The sequence below is a fragment of the Serratia ficaria genome (assembly GCF_900187015.1).
Lineage (GTDB): Bacteria > Pseudomonadota > Gammaproteobacteria > Enterobacterales > Enterobacteriaceae > Serratia > Serratia ficaria.
This window is the reverse complement of the sequence record NZ_LT906479.1, coordinates 1,709,604-1,735,750: the sequence shown is the minus strand read 5'-3', so window position 1 is coordinate 1,735,750 and position 26,147 is coordinate 1,709,604. Positions and strand designations below refer to the sequence as shown.

The 26,147-nt window shown below is 48.4% G+C and carries 19 protein-coding genes; all 19 read right to left on the bottom strand.

Annotated elements, in window-relative coordinates:
- Positions 1 to 16: 16 nt before the first annotated feature.
- Positions 17 to 1,147, bottom strand: coding sequence for a glycosyltransferase family 4 protein (locus CKW09_RS08255; protein ID WP_095096654.1), 1,131 nt, complete (start codon positions 1,145 to 1,147; stop codon positions 17 to 19).
- Entirely contained in the window at positions 1,140 to 2,285 is a 1,146-nt protein-coding gene (locus CKW09_RS08250; protein WP_095096651.1) for a glycosyltransferase family 4 protein, read from the bottom strand. Before CKW09_RS08250 ends, CKW09_RS08255 begins: the two co-directional genes overlap by 8 nt.
- Positions 2,286 to 2,386: 101 nt before the next feature.
- The gene (locus tag CKW09_RS08245; RefSeq protein WP_095096647.1) at positions 2,387 to 6,031 is read right to left on the bottom strand and encodes a glycosyltransferase; all 3,645 of its coding nucleotides are present in this window, start codon (positions 6,029 to 6,031) and stop codon (positions 2,387 to 2,389) included.
- Positions 6,031 to 7,326: a class I SAM-dependent methyltransferase gene (locus CKW09_RS08240; RefSeq protein WP_061798504.1), complete on the bottom strand. Its 1,296-nt coding sequence runs from the start codon at positions 7,324 to 7,326 to the stop codon at positions 6,031 to 6,033. The genes CKW09_RS08245 and CKW09_RS08240 overlap by 1 nt, the downstream gene beginning before the upstream one ends.
- A complete protein-coding gene (locus CKW09_RS08235; RefSeq protein ID WP_061798503.1) occupies positions 7,323 to 8,540 on the bottom strand; it encodes an ABC transporter ATP-binding protein in 1,218 nt (405 codons plus the stop codon). Before CKW09_RS08235 ends, CKW09_RS08240 begins: the two co-directional genes overlap by 4 nt.
- Positions 8,540 to 9,325 carry an ABC transporter permease gene (locus CKW09_RS08230; protein WP_061798541.1) on the bottom strand — a complete coding sequence of 262 codons (786 nt, stop codon included), beginning with the start codon at positions 9,323 to 9,325 and terminating at the stop codon, positions 8,540 to 8,542. The genes CKW09_RS08235 and CKW09_RS08230 overlap by 1 nt, the downstream gene beginning before the upstream one ends.
- Before the next feature lie 11 nt (positions 9,326 to 9,336).
- Positions 9,337 to 10,710: a phosphomannomutase CpsG gene (gene cpsG / locus CKW09_RS08225; protein ID WP_061798540.1), complete on the bottom strand. Its 1,374-nt coding sequence runs from the start codon at positions 10,708 to 10,710 to the stop codon at positions 9,337 to 9,339.
- A gap of 14 nt (positions 10,711 to 10,724) precedes the next feature.
- On the bottom strand, positions 10,725 to 12,137 hold the full coding sequence (locus CKW09_RS08220) for a mannose-1-phosphate guanylyltransferase/mannose-6-phosphate isomerase (protein ID WP_061798502.1): 1,413 nt from the start codon (positions 12,135 to 12,137) through the stop codon (positions 10,725 to 10,727).
- Positions 12,138 to 12,727: 590 nt separating this feature from the next.
- Positions 12,728 to 13,744, bottom strand: a complete 1,017-nt coding sequence (galE, locus tag CKW09_RS08215; protein ID WP_095096644.1) for a UDP-glucose 4-epimerase GalE — start codon at positions 13,742 to 13,744, stop codon at positions 12,728 to 12,730.
- Positions 13,745 to 13,966: 222 nt separating this feature from the next.
- On the bottom strand, positions 13,967 to 15,343 hold the full coding sequence (locus CKW09_RS08210; RefSeq protein ID WP_061798498.1) for a TolC family outer membrane protein: 1,377 nt from the start codon (positions 15,341 to 15,343) through the stop codon (positions 13,967 to 13,969).
- 2 nt (positions 15,344 to 15,345) lie between these two features.
- Entirely contained in the window at positions 15,346 to 16,677 is a 1,332-nt protein-coding gene (locus tag CKW09_RS08205) for an HlyD family type I secretion periplasmic adaptor subunit (RefSeq protein ID WP_061798496.1), read from the bottom strand.
- Positions 16,678 to 16,725: 48 nt separating this feature from the next.
- A complete protein-coding gene (locus CKW09_RS08200; RefSeq protein WP_408640538.1) occupies positions 16,726 to 18,390 on the bottom strand; it encodes a type I secretion system permease/ATPase in 1,665 nt (554 codons plus the stop codon).
- 452 nt (positions 18,391 to 18,842) lie between these two features.
- Positions 18,843 to 20,345 (bottom strand): hypothetical protein, encoded by a 1,503-nt coding sequence (locus CKW09_RS08195; RefSeq protein WP_095096641.1) that lies wholly within the window; start codon positions 20,343 to 20,345, stop codon positions 18,843 to 18,845.
- 132 nt (positions 20,346 to 20,477) lie between these two features.
- Positions 20,478 to 21,467, bottom strand: coding sequence for a glycosyltransferase family 2 protein (locus tag CKW09_RS08190; RefSeq protein ID WP_231922134.1), 990 nt, complete (start codon positions 21,465 to 21,467; stop codon positions 20,478 to 20,480).
- Positions 21,464 to 22,420, bottom strand: a complete 957-nt coding sequence (locus CKW09_RS08185; protein WP_095096638.1) for a polysaccharide pyruvyl transferase family protein — start codon at positions 22,418 to 22,420, stop codon at positions 21,464 to 21,466. The genes CKW09_RS08190 and CKW09_RS08185 overlap by 4 nt, the downstream gene beginning before the upstream one ends.
- 2 nt (positions 22,421 to 22,422) lie before the next feature.
- Entirely contained in the window at positions 22,423 to 23,904 is a 1,482-nt protein-coding gene (locus CKW09_RS08180) for an MOP flippase family protein (protein WP_095096635.1), read from the bottom strand.
- 163 nt (positions 23,905 to 24,067) lie between these two features.
- Entirely contained in the window at positions 24,068 to 24,676 is a 609-nt protein-coding gene (locus tag CKW09_RS08175; RefSeq protein ID WP_095096632.1) for a haloacid dehalogenase-like hydrolase, read from the bottom strand.
- Positions 24,673 to 25,257, bottom strand: coding sequence for a phosphoribosyltransferase (locus tag CKW09_RS08170; protein ID WP_095096629.1), 585 nt, complete (start codon positions 25,255 to 25,257; stop codon positions 24,673 to 24,675). The genes CKW09_RS08175 and CKW09_RS08170 overlap by 4 nt, the downstream gene beginning before the upstream one ends.
- A 14-nt stretch (positions 25,258 to 25,271) precedes the next feature.
- Positions 25,272 to 26,117 carry a glycosyltransferase family 2 protein gene (locus tag CKW09_RS08165; RefSeq protein ID WP_231922133.1) on the bottom strand — a complete coding sequence of 282 codons (846 nt, stop codon included), beginning with the start codon at positions 26,115 to 26,117 and terminating at the stop codon, positions 25,272 to 25,274.
- Positions 26,118 to 26,147 lie beyond the last annotated feature (30 nt).

The window sequence follows — 26,147 nt, the reverse complement described above, 5'->3', positions numbered from 1 at the left end:
CACCGGCCGGCCGGCTTCAGCCGGGCTCATTTTGGCGTGCCAGCAGCGACCTGTAGATTTTCGTATACTCCTCAACCATTTGCTTTGAAGTAAACATTTCCTCGTAGCGTTCATACGCCTTATTGCCGAACTGCTCTGCCAACCGAGGGTTGCCCCACAGCTTATCCATGGCTTTTCGCAAGGCGGAGGGATCCGACGGAGGGATCACCAATCCGGTCTGGTTATCGATATTGATGAAGGTGGTACCGGTGCCGATTTCACTGGAAATCATGGGTTTTCGGTACATGGCGCCTTCCAGCAGCGATATGCCAAACGCTTCGGAACGCAAATGTGAAGGAAACACAATGCCGTAGCACAGCATCAATAGTGCCGTTTTATCCTCATCCGGCAACGCCCCAAGAAAATGAACGTTTTTCAGCCCCAAATTTTGGGCCTGCTCGCGCAACTCACTTTCTATCGGCCCGGCGCCGACAATCACGATCGGGTAGTCTGCACCGATGGCAGCCTCAAGCAGGATATGCAAACCTTTGTAATAGCGCAGCGTACCGATAAACAGGAAGAACGGCTGACCGATCTGCCGTTGCCATTTATCCAGCCGGCTCTGTTCCGGTACGGGATACGTCGCTTTGTCCAGGCCTATCGGGATTACGGTGACCTTGTCTTTAAAGGTCTCCAATACGTCACTGGTGGCCACATAGTTCGGCGATGTCGCAACAATGCAATCTACCTTGCGCAAAAACAGGTGCATCAACGGTTTATAAAGCCGCAGCAGGTTTTTTTGTCTAATTATATCAGAGTGATAACTAACCACCGTCGGCTTCTTGACCCCCGAAAGGAAGTGCACGAGGTCCATGTAAGGCCATGGGAAATGGTAGTGAATGATATCCGCTTGTTCGCTGAGCTCTTTAAACTTCTTTATGACGCGAAGCGAGAAAGGGTTAGACGCAATGCTAAAATCTTGTCTGACTTTATGGGCAGTATGCTGTGAAATAACTTCGCAACTATCCTTATCCGCAGGCGTCACGGACAGGACATCCGTCGAGACGCCTTTCTCGACACCGCCTTCAGCAAGCTGATATATCACTTGCTCGATGCCGCCGAAAGAGTCTGGATAATAAGTTTTATAGAAATGGAGTACTTTAATCATTATTGGCCAGTTTTTGATAAACGTCTAAAGTTTGGCGAGTGCAACTTTGCCAGGAAAACGTTGCTGCATTTGACAACCCTAGTTCGACAGCCTCTTTGCGCCACTGTTCATCCGTCAGGCCCCTGGTGATGAGCTCCGTTAATAAACTGACATCCTCCGGGGCATGGGCCATCGCCGCGCCGCCCACCACCTCCGGCAACGAGGAGCTGTTAGAACAGATTACCGGGGTTCCTGAGCTCATGGCTTCCAGCACCGGCAGCCCGAAGCCTTCATAGTGCGAAGGGAAAACAAACAGGCTGGCGGCAGAGTACAACAGCGGTAATTCCTCCGCGGCGGCAAATCCCAGGTATTTGAGCCAGCCTTCACGCTGCCCTCGTTCGATTTCCTGCATGATGTCATCATTGCGCCATCCCTTATAGCCAGAGAGAACTAACGGATAACGAGTGCGTAGCTCACCCGGAAGGTTTCTATAGGCGTGGATTAAAGAAAGGATGTTCTTTCTCGGTTCAATGGTACCAACAAATAAGGTGAAGCCTTTATAGGCTAAGCCAAATTTTTTTAAAATGCTGGATACCTGCTCCGCCTTGCGCGGGTAAAAATCGGGAGAGCTGGCCAAATGGACCGTGTGAATCTTTTCAAGCGGGTAGTCAAAATACTCATGAATCTCGTTACGGATATAGTTCGATACCGTTATAAGACCATTAGCCCGGGACAATGCGCTTAACATTTCTTTCTGGGTAAAACGGTTCCTTTTGGGATCGAAGCAGTGTTCCCATTTAAACGGAGAAAGATCATGAAACGTTGCGACGGAGGGGCCATCAAAGGGAGGGAGAAAAAAGTTAGGGCCATGGAAAAGGCAACGTTCATAGCCACGCAGCGCCTTCTTTTTGAGGCGCGGCATCAGCAATCTATAGGCCTCAATCGCCAGAGAGTTGCTCTGCACAATTTTTTTTAACCGGTGACTCCCATCAGATGTATTTTTTGCTGTGGGAATATCTGATAAAAAGTGAGTGCCGGAAAAAAAATGAAGCTCTTCAATTTCGTTGCTGCTTTGCAAGCCCTTTGCCAACTCATAGGTATAACGCCCTATGCCCGTTAGCGGAAACTTGATTGGCTCAACAGAAAGAATTATTTTCATCTAGGGTCATATTCCATGGAATATTTATGCTTTCAGCATATAGATACAATGCAGCAGGGCAAAACGGCGCCTGCTGCATTGAAAGGGCTAAAACCCAGGGGCTACTTGAAGTGCTTGGCTCTTAACAAACCCGTACACATATTTTCAAGCCTTCTGGCGACGGCATGGTAATCATGCTGTTCGCACCATGCATCCGCACGGCGCTGTGTTTCAACTGCACTCGCCGAGTTTTTAGCGATATCAGAGATAATTTCGGCAATGCCCTCGGCCACCTCCGTTGCCGAGGCGCCCTCGAATTTGAAGACGGCATCGCCGAGATCGTCAAAGATGGCTAACGGCGTCACAGCCACGGGCTTATGCGTCGCCATGCCGTAGCGTACCGCACCACTGGCTGACTCGCCGGTGTTTTGATAAGCGAAGACCAGCAGATCGGCATCAGAGAGCAAACGCAGACTTTCTTTGTCATCCAGAAAATCGTTATGCATCTCGACCAGATCTTCAACCTTCAGATTAGCCGCCGTCGCTTTAAGCTCGCGCACCAGGGCGGCGGATTCACTGACGGGATATTCCGCATTAACCAACCTTAAGCGGATAGGTTTACCCGCCTTTTTAAGGTAGGCCACCGCTTCGATGAGCTCTTTCAACCCTTTGTGAGGCAAGCAAAAACCGTAGCTCGCCACCAGCGGCAGCGCATTGCGTTTGGCGGCCACCGGCGCCTTGGCGGGATAATTAATCACCCCGTGCGGGAAGAGGGTCACATTATTGACCAGACCCAGCTGTTTCAGGCGGTTGATGTCGGTAATAGAGTGCACCAGCAAACGATCGCACATTTTCAGCGCGTCGACCATTTCTGACAACCGGAAGTTCCAGTGCGGCTCTTTTTCCAGCGGATCGACCGTCGAATGCATGGCCATAACGATAACCCTGCCCGCCTGGTGGTGCCTTTCGATGAAGGCCGATAGCTCGCGGTGGTTAAAGAACCCGTAGTTGAACTGGATAACGAGCGTATTCAAACGCAGCGTTTCGATCTGCGCATCCAGGGCATCAAGATAGTTGTTTTCTTTGCCAACCACCCAGCTCCGCAGAACGTTGCTTTCATCCGCATGAACCAGATCATTCGCTGTCGGTGCGAAAATCACGATCTGATCGCTCGGCATGTCAGCGACCAGATGTTGCGAGTAGGTGGCAATGCCGCATTTGGTATTCCAGGTCGAAAGCCAACCAATGCGGGCGCCCTCTTGCGCGACGTCGAAATGCTTACGCAACGCGCCGACCGCCGCGGCCGATCGCTGGGCGACATCGTCCCAGGTAAACTGACGGAGAATAAGCTCGCGGCCTTTTGCCGCCATAGCGGATAGCTGCGTCTTGTCGGTAGCGGCGGCCTGTTTCATCGCCTCTGCCAGATTCTCGACGTCGGCGCCGACCCATGACGAAGAGAACAGGCCAAAGTGTGTCTTCGCGCGCTCAAAACGGTAATCGACCAGCCACGAGTTTTCTGGCGTGCAAAAATCAAGCTGCCCGCTCCAATCGGTGGTGATCGCCGGCAAGCCGCTCAGCATAGCTTCCGCAATCGGCAAGCCGAACCCTTCGGCGCAGCTTGGCGCCACCAACACATCGCAATACTCGTAGAGCGCCTTCAGCTCCTGCTCCGGCATATCCTGTTCGATGATAATGACGTCAGGATAGCTGGCATGCTGCTTCTGGGCCTGCTTCAGCCAAGCCTGCACTTCATTGTGCGGATTAGCGAAGGTTTTAATGATCAGGGAAACGTCATCCTGGGCGGTGAATGCGGCGCCATAAGCCGCCAGCATCGCCTGAACGCCCTTGCGCGGGAAACACGAAGAAACATGCAGGAACCTGAATGTCTTGGCGTTCAGCTGCGGTTGCTGCGCGGACTGAATGCGTTCCCAATGCTCGCACCCGTTCCCTACGTTAAACACGGGAACCTTGGTGCCATTATCGATCAATACTTTACGTACATGTTCGGAGGTGCAAAGGATCGCATCCAGCTCACGGTTGAAGTTGTTGATCCAACCTTGCGGAAAACCGCTTTCTTCCCAGGCATAGCAATGCAGGAGCTTCACATCGGCCTTCATGTCACTGACGCGTGGCGGATAGAGGTTGCGGCTCAATACGTTAACCGGCCTATCGCTCCGTTGCTGAACCCGTTGATGATATGCTTTCAGATCCGCGTTGTTCTCATCATTCAGGAAGGCTTCACTCGGAGCAAAGTCGCCCGGCCCTTCCGTTGAGTGCAATAAAACCTCAACATTATCCCGACTGAGCGCCCGCGCGAATTCTCTATTCACCAGAGCCAAGCTGTAGGAGCTGTCATAAGGCCCTTCGACACGCCAGGACAACGCAGCCAAATCAATCCCCTGCAGTTCCAACCGTTTGGCATTGCGGTCCATCGCTTCGGCGGTGGAGCGTAAATCGTTATCTGTAGGTTCTTCGCGGCATGCGATCGCGGAGATGGCGGCAATCAATTGCGATGATGTTACCGTCTCGGGCATCACTTCTCCGCCATCGGAAACCAATTGTTCAAAGCGCGCCAAGGCGGTAATTCCCGCCTTGTCCCACGAGAACTTGCCGGCCTGCTCCATCGCGTGCTGCTTAAGCTTGCCGAGGAAAACCTCATCACTCAACGCCTGATGAAGCTTCTCTTTAATTGATTCCACTGAATAAGGATCAAACAAGGCGTCGGCGTAGCCTATCACTTCCGGAATACTGGTTACGTTAGAGCCGATAGTCGCCGCGCCGCACGTCATGGCCTCCAAAATCGGCAGACCAAACCCCTCATGCAGCGAAGCGAAAACAAACAGCTTGGCCAACTGATAAAAAACGACCAAATCTTGTTCCGACACATACCCGGTCAGGATCATCTCGTCTTCACGCAGCTGAACGTTTTGAGCAATAGACCTCAGGTAGCTGCGATCGCTTTCCGACAGCTTACTGACGATGACCAACTGGTTTTTTTCACGCAATGCCGGCGCCAATTTGCTATAGGCTTCAACCAAACGTTTGAAGTTTTTACGGGAATCGAAACCGCCCGGAGCATACAGCACGACATCGCGGGTAATGCCGTATCGCTGTTTTAAAGCGGAAAATTCATCGTCTGATGCCTCGCTGATAACAAAATGCTCCTCTGTCGCAGCAGAGATCGTGCACACCTTGTCTGCGGGGACATCCAACCATTCCATCACCTCGGCAGAGGTGTAGTCCGAGTTGGTGAGCAGCAGGTCGGCTTTCTTCAGCCAATTGACTTTCTTAAGGTAGTATTCTTTATAAACTTCATCCTGAAGGTATACGTCCGATTGCACCAATGGGATCAGGTCATGATGCAACACCGCCACTTTTGTTTTAGGCGTGAATTTGGCGATCGAGGTCACCGCGTTATCCACATGCCCTTCAAACAAACTGGTGATAAACACAACATCAGGTTCAAGATTGTGTAAAAAGGCTTCGCGAACATACTCCGCGCATTCGCCCCGCCAGGCATTGTGCCTCTCCATCGCTCGCACCGGGCCAGGCGCATACCAAACCACGATATTTTCGGCCGGAACCAGGCGACTAAACTGCGCCTTCAGGTCGGCGATGGTTTCCGGGAATAATGAGGACAAAGCGATAAAGATTTCGTGTTGGCTGTTGTTGCGGATAATCGCCTTGGCGATCGAAATAGTATAGCGACCAATCCCACGAAAGCGGCTTTCCGTTTGTGCCCCTTGCAGGTCAATAACAATGCGCATTATGACTCTCCGTGCTTCTTATTATTTGCGTTCTTTAACTGTTCATACAGATCAATGGCCCTGGTCGTCATATTCTCCTGATAAACAACATGACGTTCATTCGCCATAAGATCGGCGTGATAGTTAGGCGCGGAATTCAAAACGCGTCGGAAAACAGATTGCAGCAACCGGTATACGCCCAGCTTTCTAGCGCTGGAGAGCACAAAGCCTTTGAACTTTGGATGCTCATGGAACAGGCCGAGAGTCGTATTGATCGTTTTTCTCAAAACCTTTTTGACCGCCTTGCGGCCCCGGGCTTTGATGCCTTCATCCCGAACAGCCTGCAGCTGACAAGAAACCCACCGTAATGGATAAGTCACACGCCAAGAATTACTGGCATGCACATCAATGAGTTGTTGCTGCAAGCTTTGATTGTGGGCATGTACCGCCATCAGTTCCTGATGCGATTTATCCCATTGGTGCCGGACGCGCTCCAATTGATTGCCCATGTCGTGAAGTTTCGCCGCCTGCGCACGCTGCGCCTTATCCACTCGCTTAAATTGACTCTGCAAGCGTTGGTCATAGCGATCGCTCAGGCCATCGAGAGTAATCCCATATTCTTTATCGAAATAAGAATCTAACTCGCGGACAATCGACTCGTCGGCCTCTTTCTGGGCAATCAGGCTATAATCGGGGCTGACGCCTTTCAACACGTCGACCAAATAAACCGACGAGTCCGAGTCTCTCAACGCGGATTTTTCCTGCAGGCGCAGTATCTTGGTTCTCAGAAAGCCGTAATAGTTTGGAATGAACTCAAGCAGCGCGGGGGGCAGCGGATGGTTGTGGGTGGGATCCATATAAAAAGAGCAGGTTCCGACGCTCACGTTTTCAGGATTCGGCGTCTCCAGAATCAGCAGGCCGCCAGGTTTTAACACTCGCAGAGCCTCTTTGACCAATGACTGTAAAACCTCAAAGGGCAGATGTTCGGCAATATGAAAACCGGTAATGGCCAGCAGGCTGGCGTCTGCCTGCTGTTGGAGAAAGTCCAGGCAATCCATCTTCTTCACGTTCAGGCCGACCTGCAAGGCGCGTTCGAGCATGCCATCATCCAGATCGACCCCCATGGCCGGAATAGCATTGTCCCTTAAGGTTTCGAGCCACTCTCCACGCCCACAGCCCACATCGACAACTTCAGCTGAAGGGTAAATTTTTGCCAACGCCGTGATGAAAGGAAGGTACACGGATAAGCGTTGTTTGATGTCCTGTACGCTACCCCGATGCTTTTCCTCAAAAACGCGATAGAAATCATCACTCATTCAAAAATCTCCAACTTAGGAGGCAACCAGGCTACTCCAATAAATTCTTTCTCGTCTGAATTCACCACGTTGAAAACGACCGCTAAATCGCGCCATTCGTAATTTTTGCCAACGTGAGTTCCAGACGTGTGTAAAGCGACCGCAACCGAGTAGGATCCAACGCCCAAGTTGGCTGAAAAAGCAAATGAAAAGGTTCTAGAATCATTCTCTTTCAGCTCAAACAGCGGCTGCCCCAGGTGATGGGTATTGGTGCCAAAAACCGGCTGTCCTAATCGGTCTTTAATCATATACCCCACAACCAGTTCGGGAAGTGCCTCATTGATATGCACTTTAACCTGCAGATTAACAGGCTGCCCCACTGTCGCCACCTCGATGCTTTCACCCTCATCGTTCAACAGACGAATATCGGTGATGCTCGCTTCACCCGAGCCGGAACGGGTCTGTAACTTTCCGTTATTTTCAACCTGGCGAATAGACAAGTTCTGCTTGTCGGCGAGCAACGCATTATAATAATCCATTACGGATTCCGGCTCACCCTCCATCTCTATCCTGCCTTTATTCAGCAAAATAGCCCTGTCGCATATGCTTTGGATCGCCTGCTTGTCATGTGAAACCAGCAGAAGCGTAGTGCCTAGCTTGCGAAACTCGCGTATCCGCTCGAAACTTTTGTGTTGGAAATAGGCGTCGCCGACGGACAATGCCTCATCGACAATCAGAATATCCGGCCGAATCGCCGTTGCAACGCTGAATGCCAGTCGCACCTGCATACCGCTTGAATAAACACGGACTGGCTGATCGATATAATCGCCGATTTCGGCGAACTCTTCGATTTCCGGCATCAGTTCCGTAATTTTTTCGACGGAAATACCCAGCAACTGCCCGGACATATAAACATTCTGGCGGCCAGTAAAGTCAGAATGGAAGCCCATCCCGAGCTCCAGCAGCGCGGCCACACGGCCAGAAAGAGCAATGTCGCCGCAGGTGGGTTTGGCAGTGCCGGTAATCAACTTCAATAATGTGCTTTTACCTGCGCCGTTGATCCCAATAATACCCAGCGCTTCGCCAGGCTCAACGTTAAAACTGATGTCCTGCAGGATCCACTTCAGCTTATGCTTGACGGTATTAAATGGCGAAATCCATTCAACCAGGCGCCCGGTTTTAGAGGTGTACTGTTTGTATGCTTTGCCAACATTATGTACTTTGATATAACTCATTATAACTCGTCCACCATATCTGCAGCATGCTTCCTGAACAGTCTCATCCCAAACGCGCAGAATATTATTGCCAGTACCAATACCGGCCATAATGAGTACCAGTTAGGTTGCTGATGATAGGCAAATATCGACTGGTATGACTGCATTACCCGAGCCATTGGGTTATACATCAGTGATTTTCTTGCCCATTCCGGCAGCGAATTCAATACGTAGACGATAGGTGTAAACCAGAACCAGAACTGCAGCAAGACGCCTACAAACTGCCCGACGTCGCGGAAGAATACGTTCATCACCCCCAATGTCATTCCCAGCCCGACGGTGAACAGGACCTGCAGTGCCAAAACCGGCAGCACGGAGAAGAATAAAACCCCTGGGAAATTACCGGTAAAAACAAGGAAGACCAAAAACAAACTGAATATGATGGCGAAGTTTAAAATCGCCGATGCGGTAACGATGACCGGCAAACATATTTTCGGGAAGCTGAGTTTTTTGATTAAGTTGGCATTGGTGATAAATACACTTTGACTCTTATCAAGAATCTCGGTAAATAGACCCCACGTCAGCACCCCGGAACACAGATAAATACTGTAAGCAAAAGGACCAGAGTTATCAGGCATCCTGGCCTTCATCACCTCGGAAAATACCAGCGTATAAACCAAAATCATGGCTAACGGCTGCAATACCAACCACAGCGCCCCCAACATGCTGGTCTGATAACGGGACTGAAAGTCCCGTTTAATACTGCTCCAAATGAAACCCCGATAACCGTAGATGGCTAATAACATCTCTTTCATTGTTATTCTCCGCCTAAGAGTGCCAGAATCTCTTTAGTTTTCTTCTGCATCAGTTCAACGTTCCCCTTTGATTCAACGTTCAAACGCACGACAGGCTCGGTATTTGAGGTGCGCAAATTAAAACGCCATTCATCAAACTCAAGACTAATACCGTCAGTCATATCAAAAACCAGAGCATCATTTTTATAGACGTTCAAAACGCGATCAATGGCAGTCTTGGCATCAAGCAGCTTGCGGTTAATCTCGCCGGATGCCGGATAGGCGCGCATGCGATCCTTCACCAATGCACTCAGCGCTTTGCCTTTGGCTGAAAGCAGGCTGGCGACCAGCAGCCATGGGATCATCCCGCTGTCGCAATACGCGAAATCGCGGAAATAATGATGCGCGCTCATCTCGCCGCCGTAGATAGCGTCTTCCTTGCGCATGCGTTCTTTGATAAAGGCATGCCCGGTTTTCGACATAACCGGTACGCCGCCGGCCTGATTGACAATGTCAATCGTGTTCCAGGAAAGGCGAGGGTCGTGAATGATCTTGGCACCGGGGTGAGTCTGAAGGAAAGCCTCGGCCAGCAGGCCAACGATGTAGTAGCCTTCAATGAAGGTGGCTTTTTCATCAAACAGGAAACAACGGTCAAAATCGCCGTCGAAGGCGATGCCCATATCCGCCCGATGCTCAACTACCGCTTTGGCGGTGTCGGCGCGGCACTCTGGTAACAGCGGGTTGGGAATGCCATTAGGGAAATGGCCATCAGGCTGGTGGTGAACCTTGACGAAAGAGACCGGGATATTATCACGTTTGAACCGACGCTCGATCTCATCGATAACGTGGCCGGCAGCGCCATTACCTGAGTTGATGACCAGTTTCATCGGTTTCAACTCAGCCACATCAATATAGCTCAGCAAATGATCCACATACTCATTCAGGACAGAAAGAGTCTGGTAACTGCCACGCCGGCTTTCATCAACCGGCGCGAAATTGTTGTCTTCCGCCAGTTGCTTGATATTCAATAGGCCCGTATCACCGCTAATCGGCTGGGCATTGGCTTTAACTAACTTCATACCGTTGTAATTCATTGGGTTATGGCTAGCCGTAACCTCAATGCCACCATCCATACCCAGATGGAAAGTGGCGAAATACACTTCTTCTGTTCCACTCATGCCGATATCGTATACATCGGCACCGGCATCCCGCAGCCCGTTAGCCAAAGCCAGCTTCAGCGCCTCGCTCGTCAGGCGCACATCCCCGCCCACAATCACGCGCTGGGGTTTCAGGTATTCGCCATAGGCGCGGCCGATACGGTAGGCAATGTCTTCATTCAGCTCTTCGCCAAGCTGCCCACGAATATCATATGCTTTAAAACAAGTTAAGGTACTCATTAAAACCTCAAAAATTAGCAACGACCGTAATGATCTTTAATACGGATAATGTCATCATCCCCTAAATAAGAGCCCGATTGGATTTCGATCAGCTCCAAGGGGATATTCCCTGGGTTTTCTAAACGGTGAATGACCCCGATAGGAATGAATGTTGACTGATTTTCAGTAAGCAAGAACGTTTTATCCCCGGTTGTTACCTTTGCCGTACCAGAAAGTACGACCCAGTGCTCTGTACGGTGATGATGCATTTGCAGAGAGAACGCCTCTCCCGGATTCACGGTAATGCGATTCACATTAAAGCGTTTTTCCGCCACCAAAATGTCGCAAATGCCCCATGGGCGATAAACTTCGCGGTGTCTTCTGTATTCGCTTCTTTTTTGTTTCTTCAGATGTTCTACAACTTTCTTAACATCCTGAACTTTCGATTTATCAACAACCAACACCGCATCTTTAGTGTTAACGATCACCAGGTTGTCCACCCCCACGGCAGCCACCAGCTTTTCGTCGGTGTTGATATAGCAATCGTGGGTGTTGTGCAGGAAGGTATCACCGGTCAATGCGTTACCCGCATCGTCTTTTTGGCTCACCTCCCATAATGCAGACCATGAGCCGACATCGCTCCAGCCGGCATCAAGCGGGATCACTACGGCATCGTGGGTTTTCTCCATCACCGCATAGTCAACCGACTCATCCGGGCAAGCGGCAAAAGCGTCTCGATTGACGTTGATGAAGTTTTTATCGCATTCGGTCTCATTCAGAGAATGACGGCAGGCTTCGAGAATGTCCGGACGGAACTTCTCCAGCTCTTCCAGGTAGCGTTTGGCGCGGAACATGAACATGCCGCTGTTCCATAAATATTCACCGGAATCCACATAGCTTTGGGCAGTGGCAAGATTGGGTTTTTCAACAAAGCGTTTTACGCCCGCCGCCACCGAGTCTTCACCGCAGGGTTCGCCGCGCTGAATATAGCCATAACCCGTTTCCGGGCCGGTCGGCACAATGCCGAAGGTGACGAGGCTTTGCTTCGCCGCGAAAGGCATCGCCGCCTCGATGGCGCGATGGAATGTCTTGTTGTCTTTGATGATGTGGTCTGCAGCCAACACCAACATGATGGGATCTTGCCCCTGAGCAACGGCATTCAGGGCCGCCAAGGCGATAGCCGGCGCCGTATTGCGGCCAATAGGCTCCAAAATGATATTATGGGACAACATGTCGATTTGACGCAGTTGCTCAGCCACCATAAAACGGTGGTCTTCGTTACAGATTACGACAGGCTCACCGATTTCCACCCCATCAAGTCGTTTTAACGTTTCCTGCAACATCGAGTGCAAGCTGTGCAAACGCAAAAACTGTTTAGGGTGAAGTTCACGGGACATCGGCCATAAGCGGCTACCAGTGCCGCCTGCCATAATTACGGGTAGTAACATTTTTTATCCTTTATAACGCTCAGCTAGATAGCTCCAGCAATACAACCACTTAAGCCAATACATCACGTTCAATTGCTGCGCTTACTATTGTCTTTTCAATTCACCGGCTAAAAGCCAGCAGAACGACTCATCACTATCGTTACAGTTTCAACACCTGCACAGGTGATAAACCCAGCTGTCATCGGCGCCAGCGAAAAGCACGCTACCGCCCTTGGCTCAACAGCTACCAACTGACTGATATTAAATAAAATTTCCCATACAAGCCCGTTGCGATGGCCCCCTGTATGGCACGCGGTGTCACACATTTGTCATCCTGACGGGGTATATAGGCTAACAGCATAAATATTTTTGCTGCGTATGCTATCACCTTACCTATCAAAACACCTGTACATTATCTGTTCTTTCAGGCTTATCTGAAAATGAACGTTCATTAAACATGCAGAAAAAAATTCATTACATACAAAATCATTATCAATCAAATAGTTATTATAATTGTCATTTTATCGATGATAGCAAATGAGGATATATCTTATAGGATACATGACTGCAGTCTTCTGACCGCAATCATGCATTTGAGGGATCGGGAAACGTTACTTGCGGTAGCCTTGCGGGTTTTTGCTTTGCCAATTCCAGGTATCGCGCATCATTTCATCAACGCCGCGTCTAACTTCCCAGCCCAGCTCGTTTTTCGCCAGGTTGGCATCGGCCCAGAATGCCGGCAGATCGCCGTCGCGGCGCGGCAATATCTGATAGGGGATAGCGACGCCTGACGCTTTTTCAAACGCCTGCACCATCTCCAGCACGGAATACCCTACCCCGGCGCCCAGGTTGTACGCCTTGATCCCTTCAATATTATTTAAGTGATCCATCGCCATCAGGTGGCCTTCCGCCAGATCCATCACATGGATGTAATCGCGAACGCCGGTGCCGTCCTTGGTGGGGTAATCGCCGCCAAAGATGCCCAGTTTTTCCAGCTTGCCAATCGCCACCTGAGAGATATACGGCAAAAGATTGTTGGGAATGCCGTTAGGATCTTCGCCAATCATGCCCGACTCATGGGCGCCCACCGGATTGAAATAACGCAAGGCGATGATGGAGAACTGCGGCTCGGCTTTAGCAAAATCCTGCAGGACCTGTTCCACCATCAGCTTGGAGGTGCCATAAGGACTGGTGGTGCCGCCGATTGGCGTGGTTTCCACATAAGGCACCGGAGAGTTGGCACCATACACGGTGGCTGAAGAGCTGAAGATAAAGCGGTGTACTCCGGCCCGGCGCATCGCATCCAGCAACACCAAAGTGCCGGCTACGTTGTTTTGATAATACTCGAGCGGCTTACGCGTCGATTCGCCGACCGCCTTCAATCCCGCGAAGTGGATCACTGCGGTGATGTCATGATCGCTGAAGATGCCATTCAGACATGCGGCATCCTGAATATCCCCCTGATAGAACGCAGCGGATTTGCCCGTCAATTTTGCCACGCGAGACAAGGATTCCTCTGACGAATTCGACAGATTATCCAACACCACCACCTCTTCACCACGCGCCAGCAAGGCCAGTACCGTGTGAGAACCAATATAACCGGCACCGCCAGTGACTAAAATCGCCATAACAACTCCCTACGCGCTCCCATAGCGCTGAAATTATGATTTATACTCCATTCTGACCAGCAAGTCAGTCAGAAGCTTCCTGATCGAAGGCGCTGCGCCAACCGAGGCTGACAACCCGTTTCAAGTCAAACGGTTATCGGGGAAATTCGCCTTCACTCCTCCGCTCAGCCGCAATAAAAAAGAGCAGCGCAACGCTGCTCTTTCTGTCGCGCATGGCGCGGGCTAGCGCGAACGCGCGAAATATTGCGCTACGCGTTTCACGTCGTTTTCATCCAGCGTTCCCGAGTCGCTCAGCAGAGTGATCCACGATTTGATGTAAGTGTATTTCGCCGAGGCCAGATCCTTTTGCGCGCTGTACAGCTGCTGTTCGGCATTGAGCACGTCAACGTTAACGCGCTGCCCAGCCAGCACGCTTTGCCGCGTTGCCGTCACCTGCGTGGTCGCAGATTTCACCGCCAGTTCATAAGCCGCCAGCTTGGCGCGGCTGCTGATGCACAGATTGAACTGCTTGCGTAAATCGTTCAGCGTAGTGCCGGTCTGCGCATCCATCTCATACATCGCCTGGCCGTATCGCGCCGCAGCCTGGCGGGTCGACGCCGAAACCCCACCGCCGGAATAGATAGGCATGCTGACCTGCACGCCGATGCTGTCGGTACGGTATTTCTGGTTTACCGTGTTATCGCTGCTGGAATCGTTCTCCGAGTGCGAAGCGTAGAGCTGCACCTGCGGCATAAAGCCGGCCCGGTTTCTCTCCACGTCATATTTCGCCGCATCAACGCCGTGACGGGACGCCGCCAGCGCGGGGTTATTCTCCAAAGCAATCTTTTGCCATTCGTCAAATTTTGACGGGATAAGCGGCGCCACCTGGAATTTCCCCGGGCGCAATACCTGCAGCTCATCGACCTGATCCAACGGCATGCCAATAATCACTTCCAGCTCACGCTGGGCCGAATCCAACGCATCACGCGCTTCGATCACCTGGGCTTCCGCCAGGCTATAGCGCGCCTGGGTTTCCGAAACGTCGGTAATGGTGCCTTCGCCCGCACTCATCAAGCGATCGTTCAACGTCAGCTGCTCTTTGTAAGCCGCCTTTTGCGCTTCGGCCAAGGCGATTTGATCCTTGGAATAGGCCACTTCGACATAGGCGCTGATCACTCTCACCGCCAGATCCAGCAATTTCCCGCGGTAACGCTCATCCGACATCAAGGTTTGGGCGACGCCGGCCTTATAGCGCGCGTAGGCTTCATAATCGAACAGCGGCTGCGTCAACGTTACCGAGCTGGAGTAACTGCGGTATTGCTGGCGCTTGGTCGTCTCTGAGACGTTGCCAAAAAAATCGCTTTGCGGATACTTTTGCGTCTGCCAGTTACGCGGCGAATTCTGGTAATTGAGCGACACCTTCGGCAGCAGCCCCGCCCTGCCGATATTTTCGTTTTCGTCCCCCGCCTCTTTCTCTTTTATCGCCGCCCTGAAGGTCGGATCTTTCTCAAGTGCCAGCGAATATGCGTCTAAAATCCCTATTGAATATACCGGCGCAGAAATCGCAAACAATAGGGTGCTAATGGCAAGACCAGCAGCCTGTCGTTTTAATCGAATCAAAATTATTCCTCAGTCAATGAAGTATGAGCGCGATCCAAAATAGGTTTGAACAAATAACTCAGCAGCGAGCGCGACCCCGTTTTAACAAACACCTCGACCGGCATGCCTGGCTTGATCTCTTCCGCATTCAGCATCTTCATGCCTTCCGGCGTAACGGTAGCCTGCATTTGGTAATACGGCTCGCCATTGGCCTTATCCACCAGGCGGTCAGCGGAAATCAACGTCACCGTACCCGGGATCTTCGGGGTTTTATTTTGATTGAAAGCGGTAAACATCAGGTCGACCGGTAACCCGTTATAAACCTTGTCGATCAGTTCAACTTTCAAGCGAGCATCGACAACCAGGTTCGCCTGGCTTGGAACAACATCCAGCAGGTGATCCCCCGCCGCGACGACGCCCCCTTGGGTAAAGATGCTCAACCCAACCACCGTACCGGTGACCGGCGCCGTAATGGCGGTATTGCCCAGGTCAAAGTTCGCCATTTCGAGTTTGTTGCGGTATTCACTGGATTCCATCTGCGTCTGCGCCAGTTGCGTTCTGACCTCGCGCTGATAGTCCGCCATACGCTGTTCGATTTTTTGTTGAGTTTCCAGCAGCTGTTTTTGCAATTGGCCGATACGCCCCTGGCTTTCATCCATGCTGCCGTTAACTTCGGCAAATTGGCGCTGAATTTCCAAATAGCGGTTTCGCGGCAAATACCCGTCGGCAGCCAGCGACTTCATGCTGTTCATTTGCTCACGCAAGGTTGATAGCTGGATCTTCTTATTGACCAGCGAGTCCTGTGAACCTTTCAGTTGAAAACGGATCCCATCCATGGCTTGCCTGTAACCATCGATCTCGCTTTGCAGCCCCTGGCGCCGGGAAACAAACAGCTGATTTTGCAGGGCCAGTATTTCAGCGACACGCGGCTGCGTCTGGATTGCCTGGAGCACCGGGGAAAAAGTAACGCTTTTCAGACCGTCGCGCTCCGCCAACAGTCGTCCGCTCGACGCCAAGGTGGTGTAATATTGGTCGCGCAATGAATCGACCTGCGCCTGAACCTGCGTCTGGCTTAGCTGCACCAATATCTGGCCGGCTTTAACCTTTTCGCCCTCTTTCACAAGAATATTGTTAATGATGCCGCTCGCCGGCGCCTGCACCGTTTTACGATTGCCGGATACAATCACCGAGCCGGATGATGCAACCCCTTTATCCAGTGGTGCGAATGCAGCCCATGCCAGAAAACCAATAAACCCAATCAGGATGACCAGCCATCCCATACGGGTATAGCGCCTTTCATCCAGAGGCATTTCGCTAATATATGAGCCCTTTGCCTCATTAATCTGCGTAGACATTACTGCTCCTTTGACCGCTGCCGACAAAACGTCGAAATAAAACTCATGTTAATGGGTTTGTGTTTTTGGCAAATTTTCCTGCTCAAGCTCACTGTTCACCGCTTGGGCCACCGGCTGCTGCGCCGGCGCTTTTTGTGCCTGTGACAGCGCCTGTATAACCTGCTGCGTAGTGCCAAATGCATTTACCTGACCGTTAGTCAGCACCAGCAGCTTGTTGGTCATCGAGAGCAAATTGGTGCGATGCGTGATCAACACCACCGTCGTTTTACGTTGGTGCAGCGTCTGTATGGCGATATTGAGCGCGCGTTCCCCAATGTCATCAAGGTTGGAGTTGGGTTCATCCAACACCACCAGAGACGGGGAACCATAAAGGGCGCGCGCCAAACCGATCCTTTGCTTTTGCCCGCCGGAAAGCCCGGCGCCGCCATTGCCAATGACCGAGTCGTAGCCGTTGGGAAAGCGCAGGATCATTTCATGCACGCCCGCCAGCTGGGCGGCCTCGATGACTTTCTCCGAGTCGATGTCATTAAAGCGGGCGATATTCTCGGCGATTGTGCCGGCAAATAACTCGATGTCTTGCGGCAGGTAGCCGATATAAGGACCCAGTTCATCCTTATTCCACTGATAAATGTCGGCGCCATCGAGCCGGACTATGCCTGCAGAGACGGGCCAGATCCCTACCAACAGCCGAGCAAGCGTTGACTTTCCCGAAGCGCTCGGGCCGATAATGCCCAACACGTCCCCCGCCTGCAGCGCAAAACTGACGTTGTGCAGCACGGCATTCGCTTGCGAGCCCGGCGGCGTTGCCGTCACGTTCTCAACGGACAACGCGCCCTGAGGACGCGGCAATGACATCCCCTCCCCGCGCTGCGGATACGCATTTAATAATTGAACCAGGCGGTTATATGAGAGTTTGGAAGAGCTGTAGCTTTTCCAAACGTTAATGACTTGTTCGATAGGCGCCAGCGTGCGCCCCATCAGAATAGAGCCGGCGATCATCATGCCGGGCGTGATCAGCCCATCAATCGCTAACCAGCCGCCCAGCCCCAGCACCAGGGACTGTAAAGAAAGCCGCACAAACTTGGTTATGGAGGTCACGCGCGCCGAGCGCTCGCTGGCGATTCGCTGGTTATTGAGGAATCTTTTATGCAGGTTGAACCAACGCCGCTTTAAATTCGGCAACATCCCCAACGCTTCGATCACTTCCGCATTACGCAAGTTGGTGCTCGCCAGGCTGCTGGACATAATTGACAGCTTACTCGCTTCGCCTAGCGGCTTGCGCGACAGCCATTCGTTCAACACCGCCAACCCGACCAGCAACAGCGAGCCGACCAACGCGAAAAGGCCCAGCCACGGGTTAAACAGGAAGATAACCAGCAAATAGATCGGGAACCACGGGGCGTCAAAGAAGGCGAACAACGCGCTGCCGGTCAAAAACTGCCGTACGTTGGTGAGGTCGTTCAGCATTTGCCCGGCATCTGAAGAACCGTTTTTCAGATTAGCCTCAAAGGCTGCGGTATAAATTCGCGTGTTGAGCTGCATATCCAATTGGCTGCCAATGCGAATGACCACCATGCTGCGCACATACTCCAGCAATGCCATTACGCCAAACATGGACAGCATAATAAGCGTCAACATCAACAGGGTAATTTCATTCCGCGAGGGGAGCGCGCGATCATAGACCTGCAGCATATAAATCGACGGGACCAACATAAGCAGGTTGATTAACGCAGTAAAAATACCCAAGGTCCAGAACACCTTGCTGCGAGCGCGCACGACGGCTGCAATTTCATTATAGGGTAACGTTGGGGTCACACTAATCCCTCTTAAACCTATGGTTTACTGTTTACAGTTAATGGCTTAACCCGGCAAAATCCCTCTCAACAGGTTATAAAACAATCTGCTGAAACGGAGTGCTAGAACTGGAATTAACTATGGTAGAGGGTTTGAGATTAGGCAAGGTCGGGAGGGAAGAAAGACAAAAAAATTATAACGTTACATGGTTAATGATTAACCCGGGATACCGTCGAAAAATAAGAAAGGGCTTGACTGCGGGGCAACGCTTAAAAAATAAAAAAAGGGCAGAGTTTTACTCTGCCCTCGTTAGGTCAACAGCTAAAAATTTTTCACTTGCGTTTTACATCAAAAATTCTCGGTCACGTAATTTATTTGTCATTTGGCATCGGGGAGCGACTGACGGCCATGGCCGGCAACTTGGCAGCAAATGATGACTTATTGACCGTTTGCCAATCCGGTTTTTCGTCGGTATAGATGGCAATGGGTTTATCGTCTACTTTAATTCCCTGCGAAATATCCGCCTTATTCTCAACATCCAGGTTCCACTGTTCGATAGAGACATTGCCTCTAATCCCGGTAACCGTAGCCGGCGTTACGCGCGCATTTTTGGGCGGGTTTTTCCACATGAGAATCGTGTATTTTTTACCCTTGGTGTTAGGGTTGGCTTGTAAAACATAGGCCTCAACGTCTTTCTGCGGGCTAGCCATATAGAGCAAGTGCTTCCCTTTCATTGCGTCGACTGCCATGGCATAAGCCAGTAAGCGTAATTTAGGCTTCCAGTTCTCGTCAAACAAACCGAAGTAGTACAGCTTGCCGTTCAAGAATCGATCCTGAGCCAAATAATAATCGACTCTTTTCATATCATAGAAATAGAAACCGCGTGCAAATAGCTTCACCAGGTCATACGGATTTGACTGATATCGACCCGTCGAGGCCGTATCGAGCTGTTCCGTATCCAGGATAGGTTTGTTGCCGCCCCCGTATTTGTTCGCCATATCCCGCATATAGCCAGGCAAATTATCCGCGCCGAAAACATAGTGGTGAATAGAGTAAGCATCCGCATACTTATCTATACCGAGCTTAAAGCTTTTATCGACAAATCTCCGGCCGCCGTCTAACCCACCTTTAAACTCTGAACGTGAGTATGTCGCTGCAAAAGCCACCGTTTTAATATTTTGCCCTGAGGCCTGAATGGCTTCTTTGAGCATTTTCATCTCATTGACATACATCGCCGGGGTCGATTTAATCCACCAAACGCTCGGCGCATCCACCTCATTGCCTAACTCAGCATATTTGACATCATAACCTTCAAGATGTTTTAAGGTGACATTGAGGTAATTCTTATATTTGTCATAATACTTGGGATCAACAGCAGAAAGTTTATTATGAGAAACTGTGTATTTTGCTGGTGGGTAACCGAAAAGGAAATTATGACTCATGCCATACTTTTTAGCTTCCTTCAGTTGGAAATCGACCTCTTTAAAATTAGTAGGGTCCCCATTAGCATCAGCGACTCGGTGCCACGCGGTTTCTGCACTGCGTAAACTATTTACCCCGGTACGAGATAGAAGTTCAAATGCCTTATCGATCGCTTTCAAATCACCCGTCGATTTAACCGCGGGTATTTCCATCCCGTGTACACCAAAATCTACACCATCATTGTCCGAACTGCGTGAAAGCTCACGTTTCATAAGCTTATTATAGACATATGTTGAAGTGTCATCACTTAGGTCTTCACGGGTTTTCTTCATCTCTGCATAATATTGAGCTTGAGTCGCAGCCGCTTTTGCACACATTGGCAGTGAACTCACGATAAAAAACAAGCAGGAAAGACTATAAGCGCCAACATTTGCAGTAGGATATAATTTCATGTTACCTCCAAAATAAATATAAAAAGCTGAGCATCCTGAGGTCAATGACAAAAGAGATTAAATCCTTTTTTGTGAATTTAAAAGCCCTTACATTATTAATAAGGGCTAAACCTGAAATGGTACTTCTTAGGCTTAGGCGTAGATTGGCCTGGTTAACCTACGTTTGATTAAATAAAACAATCTATAAACACGAGGGTTTAGTTTAGCCAGATAAATCAACACACTCTTGTTTCTTTCTTTAATTCCGACAAGTTTAACATTAAGATCATCAGTAAGAGATATGTGACCACATTCAATAATATTTGAGATGGTGATAATGTTAGTATAAATTCTATCGCTAAGATGTTTTTTTGTCTTTTTGCTTTCACTTGCGCTTCGTAGCAACTCTAATGCATTAATACTCTCAATATAACCAATCACATTTTTCTCATTGCGATTGCTTTGCATAATAGAGCCAGCTCGCACTCTGCGCTTAAACAGGATTTTATTTGATGCTGTGACCTTCCCAGCCTTGAAGAACAACCGAGGCGTGAACTCTTCATCTTCATGGATTATAGGCTTAAATCTTAGATCATGCTTAGAAAGTAAATTAGAACGAAAAACATACATCCAGGCATTAGGATAGAATGTGCCATACGCCGACAAGGTGTTGAACGCGGCAACACCATCAGGAAAATCTTTATCCATCTTTCTCGTATAGAACGGCAATGGCTGATTGGAGTTGTTCGGCGTATCAAAAAAGGAGTCTGCCGAGAAACAGAAGATATCCAGGTCAGAATTACGCTGATATGCCAGCATAAATTCTTCCAACAATGTCGGAACCGCGATATCGTCCGAGTCGAAGTAATAGGTAAACTCACCGGTCACATGACGGCTGCCCTCATTACGCGCCTCACCTAAACCATGGTTTGTCGTATGAACGATCTTGACAACCTCAAGATGACCATAGAGTTCTTCAAGCAAGTCGCCGGAACCATCGGTAGAACCATCATCTACAATGATGACCTCATAGGGGGCCACAGACTGGGCAAGAATAGAGTCTACCGCCTGTTTTACATATTTCTTGACATTATAAACAGGTATAACTACCGAGATTTTTACGGAATCGTTGGATATCATCATATTTTAATCAGCTCACAACCAGGAACACCCTTCGTCCAGGACTCATAGTAACCAGAGTTCTTGCCATAAGAGTTATCGATAAGCTGGGTATGCATTTTCAATAAACAGCACAGGATGTGACCATGCATACGTGAAGTGACGACTGACTCATGAGACATGAAAAGAGAGTTAACACGAGCAACTAATTTATCCGTATACCAATACCAAAGGGTATTAGCTGGGAAGAGATTTCCTGGAATTCGTTTGTTCAATTTTTCGAACAGGTGCATAGTCTTCATAAAACGACGGTCGCCGTCTGAACAAATATCGTACCAGTCTACGAACTCATTGGGATCGGCATTTTCACCCAGAACAGAGAGATCGGTTTTTTCGATGTCTCGTCTGATCATCCACATGGTTTTCTTTTTTACATCACCCTCTTTTTGTTGAGGGAAAATGTTCCACAGTGATTGCGCCATGTCAGGGCAGAGGAACACATTATCGCAGAAGTGTTTTTTAAGGATCTCCTGGCTATTGGTGTCTCGACAAAAAATCGTCAGATTAGGGTGCTGTTTAAATATCTCACCCGACTTTATCAGGTTGCTGCTCTCTTTGAAATGGACAGTTTGCGGTAAGATAACCACTTTATTTTTCTTGTATTTTTTAACAACGGCTTCGCGAAGCCTCTGATGCGCTGGATAAAGATCGCCAAAGTTCCCACCGCCGTGAAGGACGATAATAACATTTTCCGGAATAGAATCAGTCTGCTCGACAAAATGCATGCTGGTATGGTCAGAGTGACGAGAAATGACCTTATAATTATTCTCTTTAAAGAATTGCTCTGCCCCTTTGAGAATCAATAAATCACCAACATTCAAATGCAAGGGATAATCAAGATAAATTATTTCGCTACCTTTAGGTATAACCTTTTCAATAACGGACAAGTTATCTTTTAAAGTTTGCATTCTTTCCATCTTTAACATTCCACCCTGAAAATTTTACGTAATTTTTCACTTTTAATTAGCTGCAACTTCACTTCATTAATCAACGGCGCCTTAGTGAAGTAAATTGTTATAGCAAAAGCAAAAAGACCAAGAAATATTTGCATAAATAAACTAACGGCATTCGATACCTGAGGAGGCATAAAATACCCAACACACCAACTGACAACTATGGTCGGCACCGTTAATTTAAATGGCAACCATAGACTATCAATGTACTGACGATAACTGGGGCCAAGCACTGGTTTAATCAATATGAAATAGCTAAGGTAAGTATTGATAACCTGGACGATTAAAAATGCCAGTGCAACCCCTATAGCGCCACCTAACTTAACGCCAAGCAACATGCTAGGGATAAAAAGCAATGTTTTGAACACATTGAACTTAAAACTAATGTCAACCCTGGCCTTGGCCATCAGCAAAGAGCCTATTGGATTGCCAATAGAACGAAGAAGACCGACGACACAAAGAATTTGCAAAATAGGAGTAATGAACAGCCAGCGCTCGCCAAAAACAAACAACACAAAACTATGAGAAACCACCATCAAGCCAAGCAATGCCGGAAAGTTGATGATACCAACCAGAGAAATCAGTTTGTAGAAAGAGTCTTTCAACTTGGCACTGTCATCCTGAATTTTTGCAAACGCAGGGAATAAGACACGCGTGATAATGGGGTTTAACTTGGTCGGCGGCATAACCGCGACATTATAAGCCAGGTTATAGCCCCCGGTGACAACCGTACCTAATGTCCGTGCCAAAATAGCTGTTGAAACGTTGGTATTGAGGAAATTGACAAGACTGTCAGCGGTCAGATAAGCGCCAAACTTGATGTTAGATTTCACCTCGAAAAATGAAAACTTCATGCTGGGGCGATAAATACTGCGGCCGAAATAAGCGAACAATAACGTTCTTACCAAAGCGTTAATTAAATACCCGTAGATCGCAACAATGGCGAAAGGGTAGATAGTGGCAAAGCCGAGAGAAAACGCGAAGCCCAAGAAATAGGAAAATGACTCGATTTTACCGATAGTAGCAAAATCAAGCTCCTTTTGCATCAAAGCGCGGAACTGTTGCCCATGCGGGATAAGCAAAAAGGCAATGGAGATTATTTTAACCAATGGCTCTAACCCTGGTGCATTTAAGGCATCAGCAATCAAGCCGCTGGTTAAAAACGTGACAACGCTAACCGTAAATCCAATCCCGACGTTTAACCAATATAGCGTGGTTAATTGAGACTCTGTAATGTCTTTTTTCTGAACAATTGAATTTGATATACCGAAGTCTGAAATAGTGTCAGCAAGTGCGATCACGACCATGGCTATGGTCAGAAGGCCAAACTCACTTCGCTCAATCATACGTGAAAGCAATGTCAATTGTAAAAAACTGAGGCCTATAATGATCACGGTGGAAATTGCAGACCATTTAGCTCCCCGCACCGTTTTTTCTCGTAGACTCATAATTATTTAATGACCTATAAAAATTGCCCACTTTCCTTCATCAATTAAACAATTGCAATCAGAAAGTGCTGAGAGAGGGTGTATGTAACCCAAGAAATTCCCAATATCAGATAATAGTATGATGACCAGTTAGCCAAGATACGGCGGGTTAGCTTCATTCATATCAATCAATTATTTGATAATTTTCCTGGGATAATCTCTCAACAAGCTTCTTTTTAGAAGCGGGGTCAGGTGAAACCAAATAGGTGAACTTGCAAGCGTTGATTAATGGAAAATCATCATAATGATCGGTAAACAAAAAATCTGGATTTGAAGAGAAAACTTTCAACACGGCTTTCTTTTTCTCTTCATTGAGAGTTTCTATGAATGTATTATCAGATACAAAATGAGAGTAAATCACCGTATCAAAAACACCTGCTTTCTGTGAAAACGGAATGACATAGATATCCGGAGCAGCCGTAGCAAGACAACGGATTGCATCTTTATGCAACGCTAATAGATCTCGCCGCAGAGAAAAGATTGCCAAATAGTTACCATATAATTTCCCCACCTTTTTCCAGAAAGGTGAACCAACCTGAATAGCCAAGACCGCCGCCTTAAAACCTACGCGATCCAGCTTTCGTTGTTTTCGAAGACGGACGAATCCTATAAATCTCTTCAAAAAAGAGAATCGGAAAAAAACAAACGATAATAAGAATGACAAAATAATCCATACTTTAAAAGTATTGAATTTAACCAAGGTTCCATCTAGATCGTATGCAATATATTTCATTTCGCCGGAGCCACATCGTTAGCCCAAGGACAACGCAGCAGAATGTCTTCATACATGCAGAAGTCCGGTTTTACAACAGGATTGGAAAAGGTCACATTAAGTGCAGCAGTTCTGACTGCTGCACCCTCGCCTACTTGATTTTTGATATATTTAATACAATCAACAAATGTTCCACCGCTATCTACGGAATCATCAACCAAGACAATATTCTGGCATTCTTTAAGCAGTCTCAAATCGCCCTCTTTGAAAATGACCTCACCAGAACTTACCGCTCGTCCATTACGATTAAACCGCCATTCATTATACTTAATTTCAGCAATCCTAAGGGAGTTATTTATAAACACTGGCAATAAAGGTAGCACTTTCGCTATCTTGAATTTTTTCTTATGTTTAGTTGAAGCTCTCTGCCGCTTGATAATTACAGTGGGTAAATTCAACCTCTCTGCAATCTTTTTTGCAACAAACTCGCCTCCAGTGGCGATACCAACGATTAGGTCCGGTGAGTAACCTGCATTGATCTTATCAGCAAGCTGAAAACACAAATTATCAAAATCAGAATTTAGTACAGTAATGACTTTCATAAACACTCCACGACCTATTTTTTTTCAACAAACTTAACCCAAGCAAGCTTGCTCAACGCCAAGGGTAATGCACGCCATTTATATTTCTTTGCTACATCGACATCATTTATCGCAGAATGCCATTTTGCCCAATATGGAACAGCTTTTCTCGAGGCATTCCACCCACGACAATGGAATGCGGTACATTCATTGTAGATACCTAAACGCCAGCCTGCCTTGACAAGTCGCTGAGATATTTCAATGTCTTCCTTGTACATATAATAAGTACGTTCGAAACCTGGCAACCCCTTCGAATCAACGCATTGAGTTAGCGCAGAGACTCGAGTCAACATAAAAGCACCGCAGATAGCTTCTGCAGGCGTAAAAGTCTCTTCAATATCTATTTGTGGTTCGTTCGCCTTAATATCTTGCCAACGTCCATAATAGTTACAGGCTATTCCAACCGAATCAAAAACATTCAACGACTTATTAGCATGAATATCATACCGAACCAATGGAACCGTAAGCATCCCAACATTATTTTGTTCCGGTAATGCTGCGAAACTCAACAGTTTTTCCAGGCAGCCGCTTTCAATACGTGCATCAGGATTCAAAAATAGAACCCAATCAAATTTATCAAGGTCGTATAGCGCTTTATTATTGCCCGCAACAAAACCAATATTTTCTTCTTTGATAACGCTAAGCTTATTAGTCGATATCAAATGATCTAAATACTCGGTATCTTTAGAACCTGAATCTACAATTCTGATTTCCAGATCACTGTTTATGTTATCGAGACCACTAACGCACCACTGAATATGTTTTTCACTATTATACGTAACTACGATAACCAAGCATTTATTACTCATACCATTTTCCATGTAATCTTCATATTAAGTTTTTATAGTAAA

Bases quoted from the DNA above. Each gene is read 5' to 3' on its own strand.
- CKW09_RS08200 (WP_408640538.1), bottom strand. From the start codon at position 18,390: ATGTTGGTCCCGTCGATTTATATGCTGCAGGTCTATGATCGCGCGCTC.
- CKW09_RS08220 (WP_061798502.1), bottom strand. From the start codon at position 12,137: ATGTTACTACCCGTAATTATGGCAGGCGGCACTGGTAGCCGCTTATGG.
- CKW09_RS08185 (WP_095096638.1), bottom strand. From the start codon at position 22,420: ATGGAAAGAATGCAAACTTTAAAAGATAACTTGTCCGTTATTGAAAAG.
- CKW09_RS08180 (WP_095096635.1), bottom strand. From the start codon at position 23,904: ATGAGTCTACGAGAAAAAACGGTGCGGGGAGCTAAATGGTCTGCAATT.
- CKW09_RS08255 (WP_095096654.1), bottom strand. From the start codon at position 1,147: ATGATTAAAGTACTCCATTTCTATAAAACTTATTATCCAGACTCTTTC.
- CKW09_RS08240 (WP_061798504.1), bottom strand. From the start codon at position 7,326: ATGAGTGATGATTTCTATCGCGTTTTTGAGGAAAAGCATCGGGGTAGC.
- CKW09_RS08235 (WP_061798503.1), bottom strand. From the start codon at position 8,540: ATGAGTTATATCAAAGTACATAATGTTGGCAAAGCATACAAACAGTAC.
- CKW09_RS08165 (WP_231922133.1), bottom strand. From the start codon at position 26,117: ATGGAAAATGGTATGAGTAATAAATGCTTGGTTATCGTAGTTACGTAT.
- CKW09_RS08195 (WP_095096641.1), bottom strand. From the start codon at position 20,345: ATGAAATTATATCCTACTGCAAATGTTGGCGCTTATAGTCTTTCCTGC.
- CKW09_RS08245 (WP_095096647.1), bottom strand. From the start codon at position 6,031: ATGCGCATTGTTATTGACCTGCAAGGGGCACAAACGGAAAGCCGCTTT.
- CKW09_RS08250 (WP_095096651.1), bottom strand. From the start codon at position 2,285: ATGAAAATAATTCTTTCTGTTGAGCCAATCAAGTTTCCGCTAACGGGC.
- CKW09_RS08205 (WP_061798496.1), bottom strand. From the start codon at position 16,677: ATGTCTACGCAGATTAATGAGGCAAAGGGCTCATATATTAGCGAAATG.
- cpsG (WP_061798540.1), bottom strand. From the start codon at position 10,710: ATGAGTACCTTAACTTGTTTTAAAGCATATGATATTCGTGGGCAGCTT.
- CKW09_RS08170 (WP_095096629.1), bottom strand. From the start codon at position 25,257: ATGAAAGTCATTACTGTACTAAATTCTGATTTTGATAATTTGTGTTTT.
- CKW09_RS08175 (WP_095096632.1), bottom strand. From the start codon at position 24,676: ATGAAATATATTGCATACGATCTAGATGGAACCTTGGTTAAATTCAAT.
- CKW09_RS08230 (WP_061798541.1), bottom strand. From the start codon at position 9,325: ATGTTATTAGCCATCTACGGTTATCGGGGTTTCATTTGGAGCAGTATT.
- galE (WP_095096644.1), bottom strand. From the start codon at position 13,744: ATGGCGATTTTAGTCACTGGCGGTGCCGGTTATATTGGTTCTCACACG.
- CKW09_RS08190 (WP_231922134.1), bottom strand. From the start codon at position 21,467: ATGATGATATCCAACGATTCCGTAAAAATCTCGGTAGTTATACCTGTT.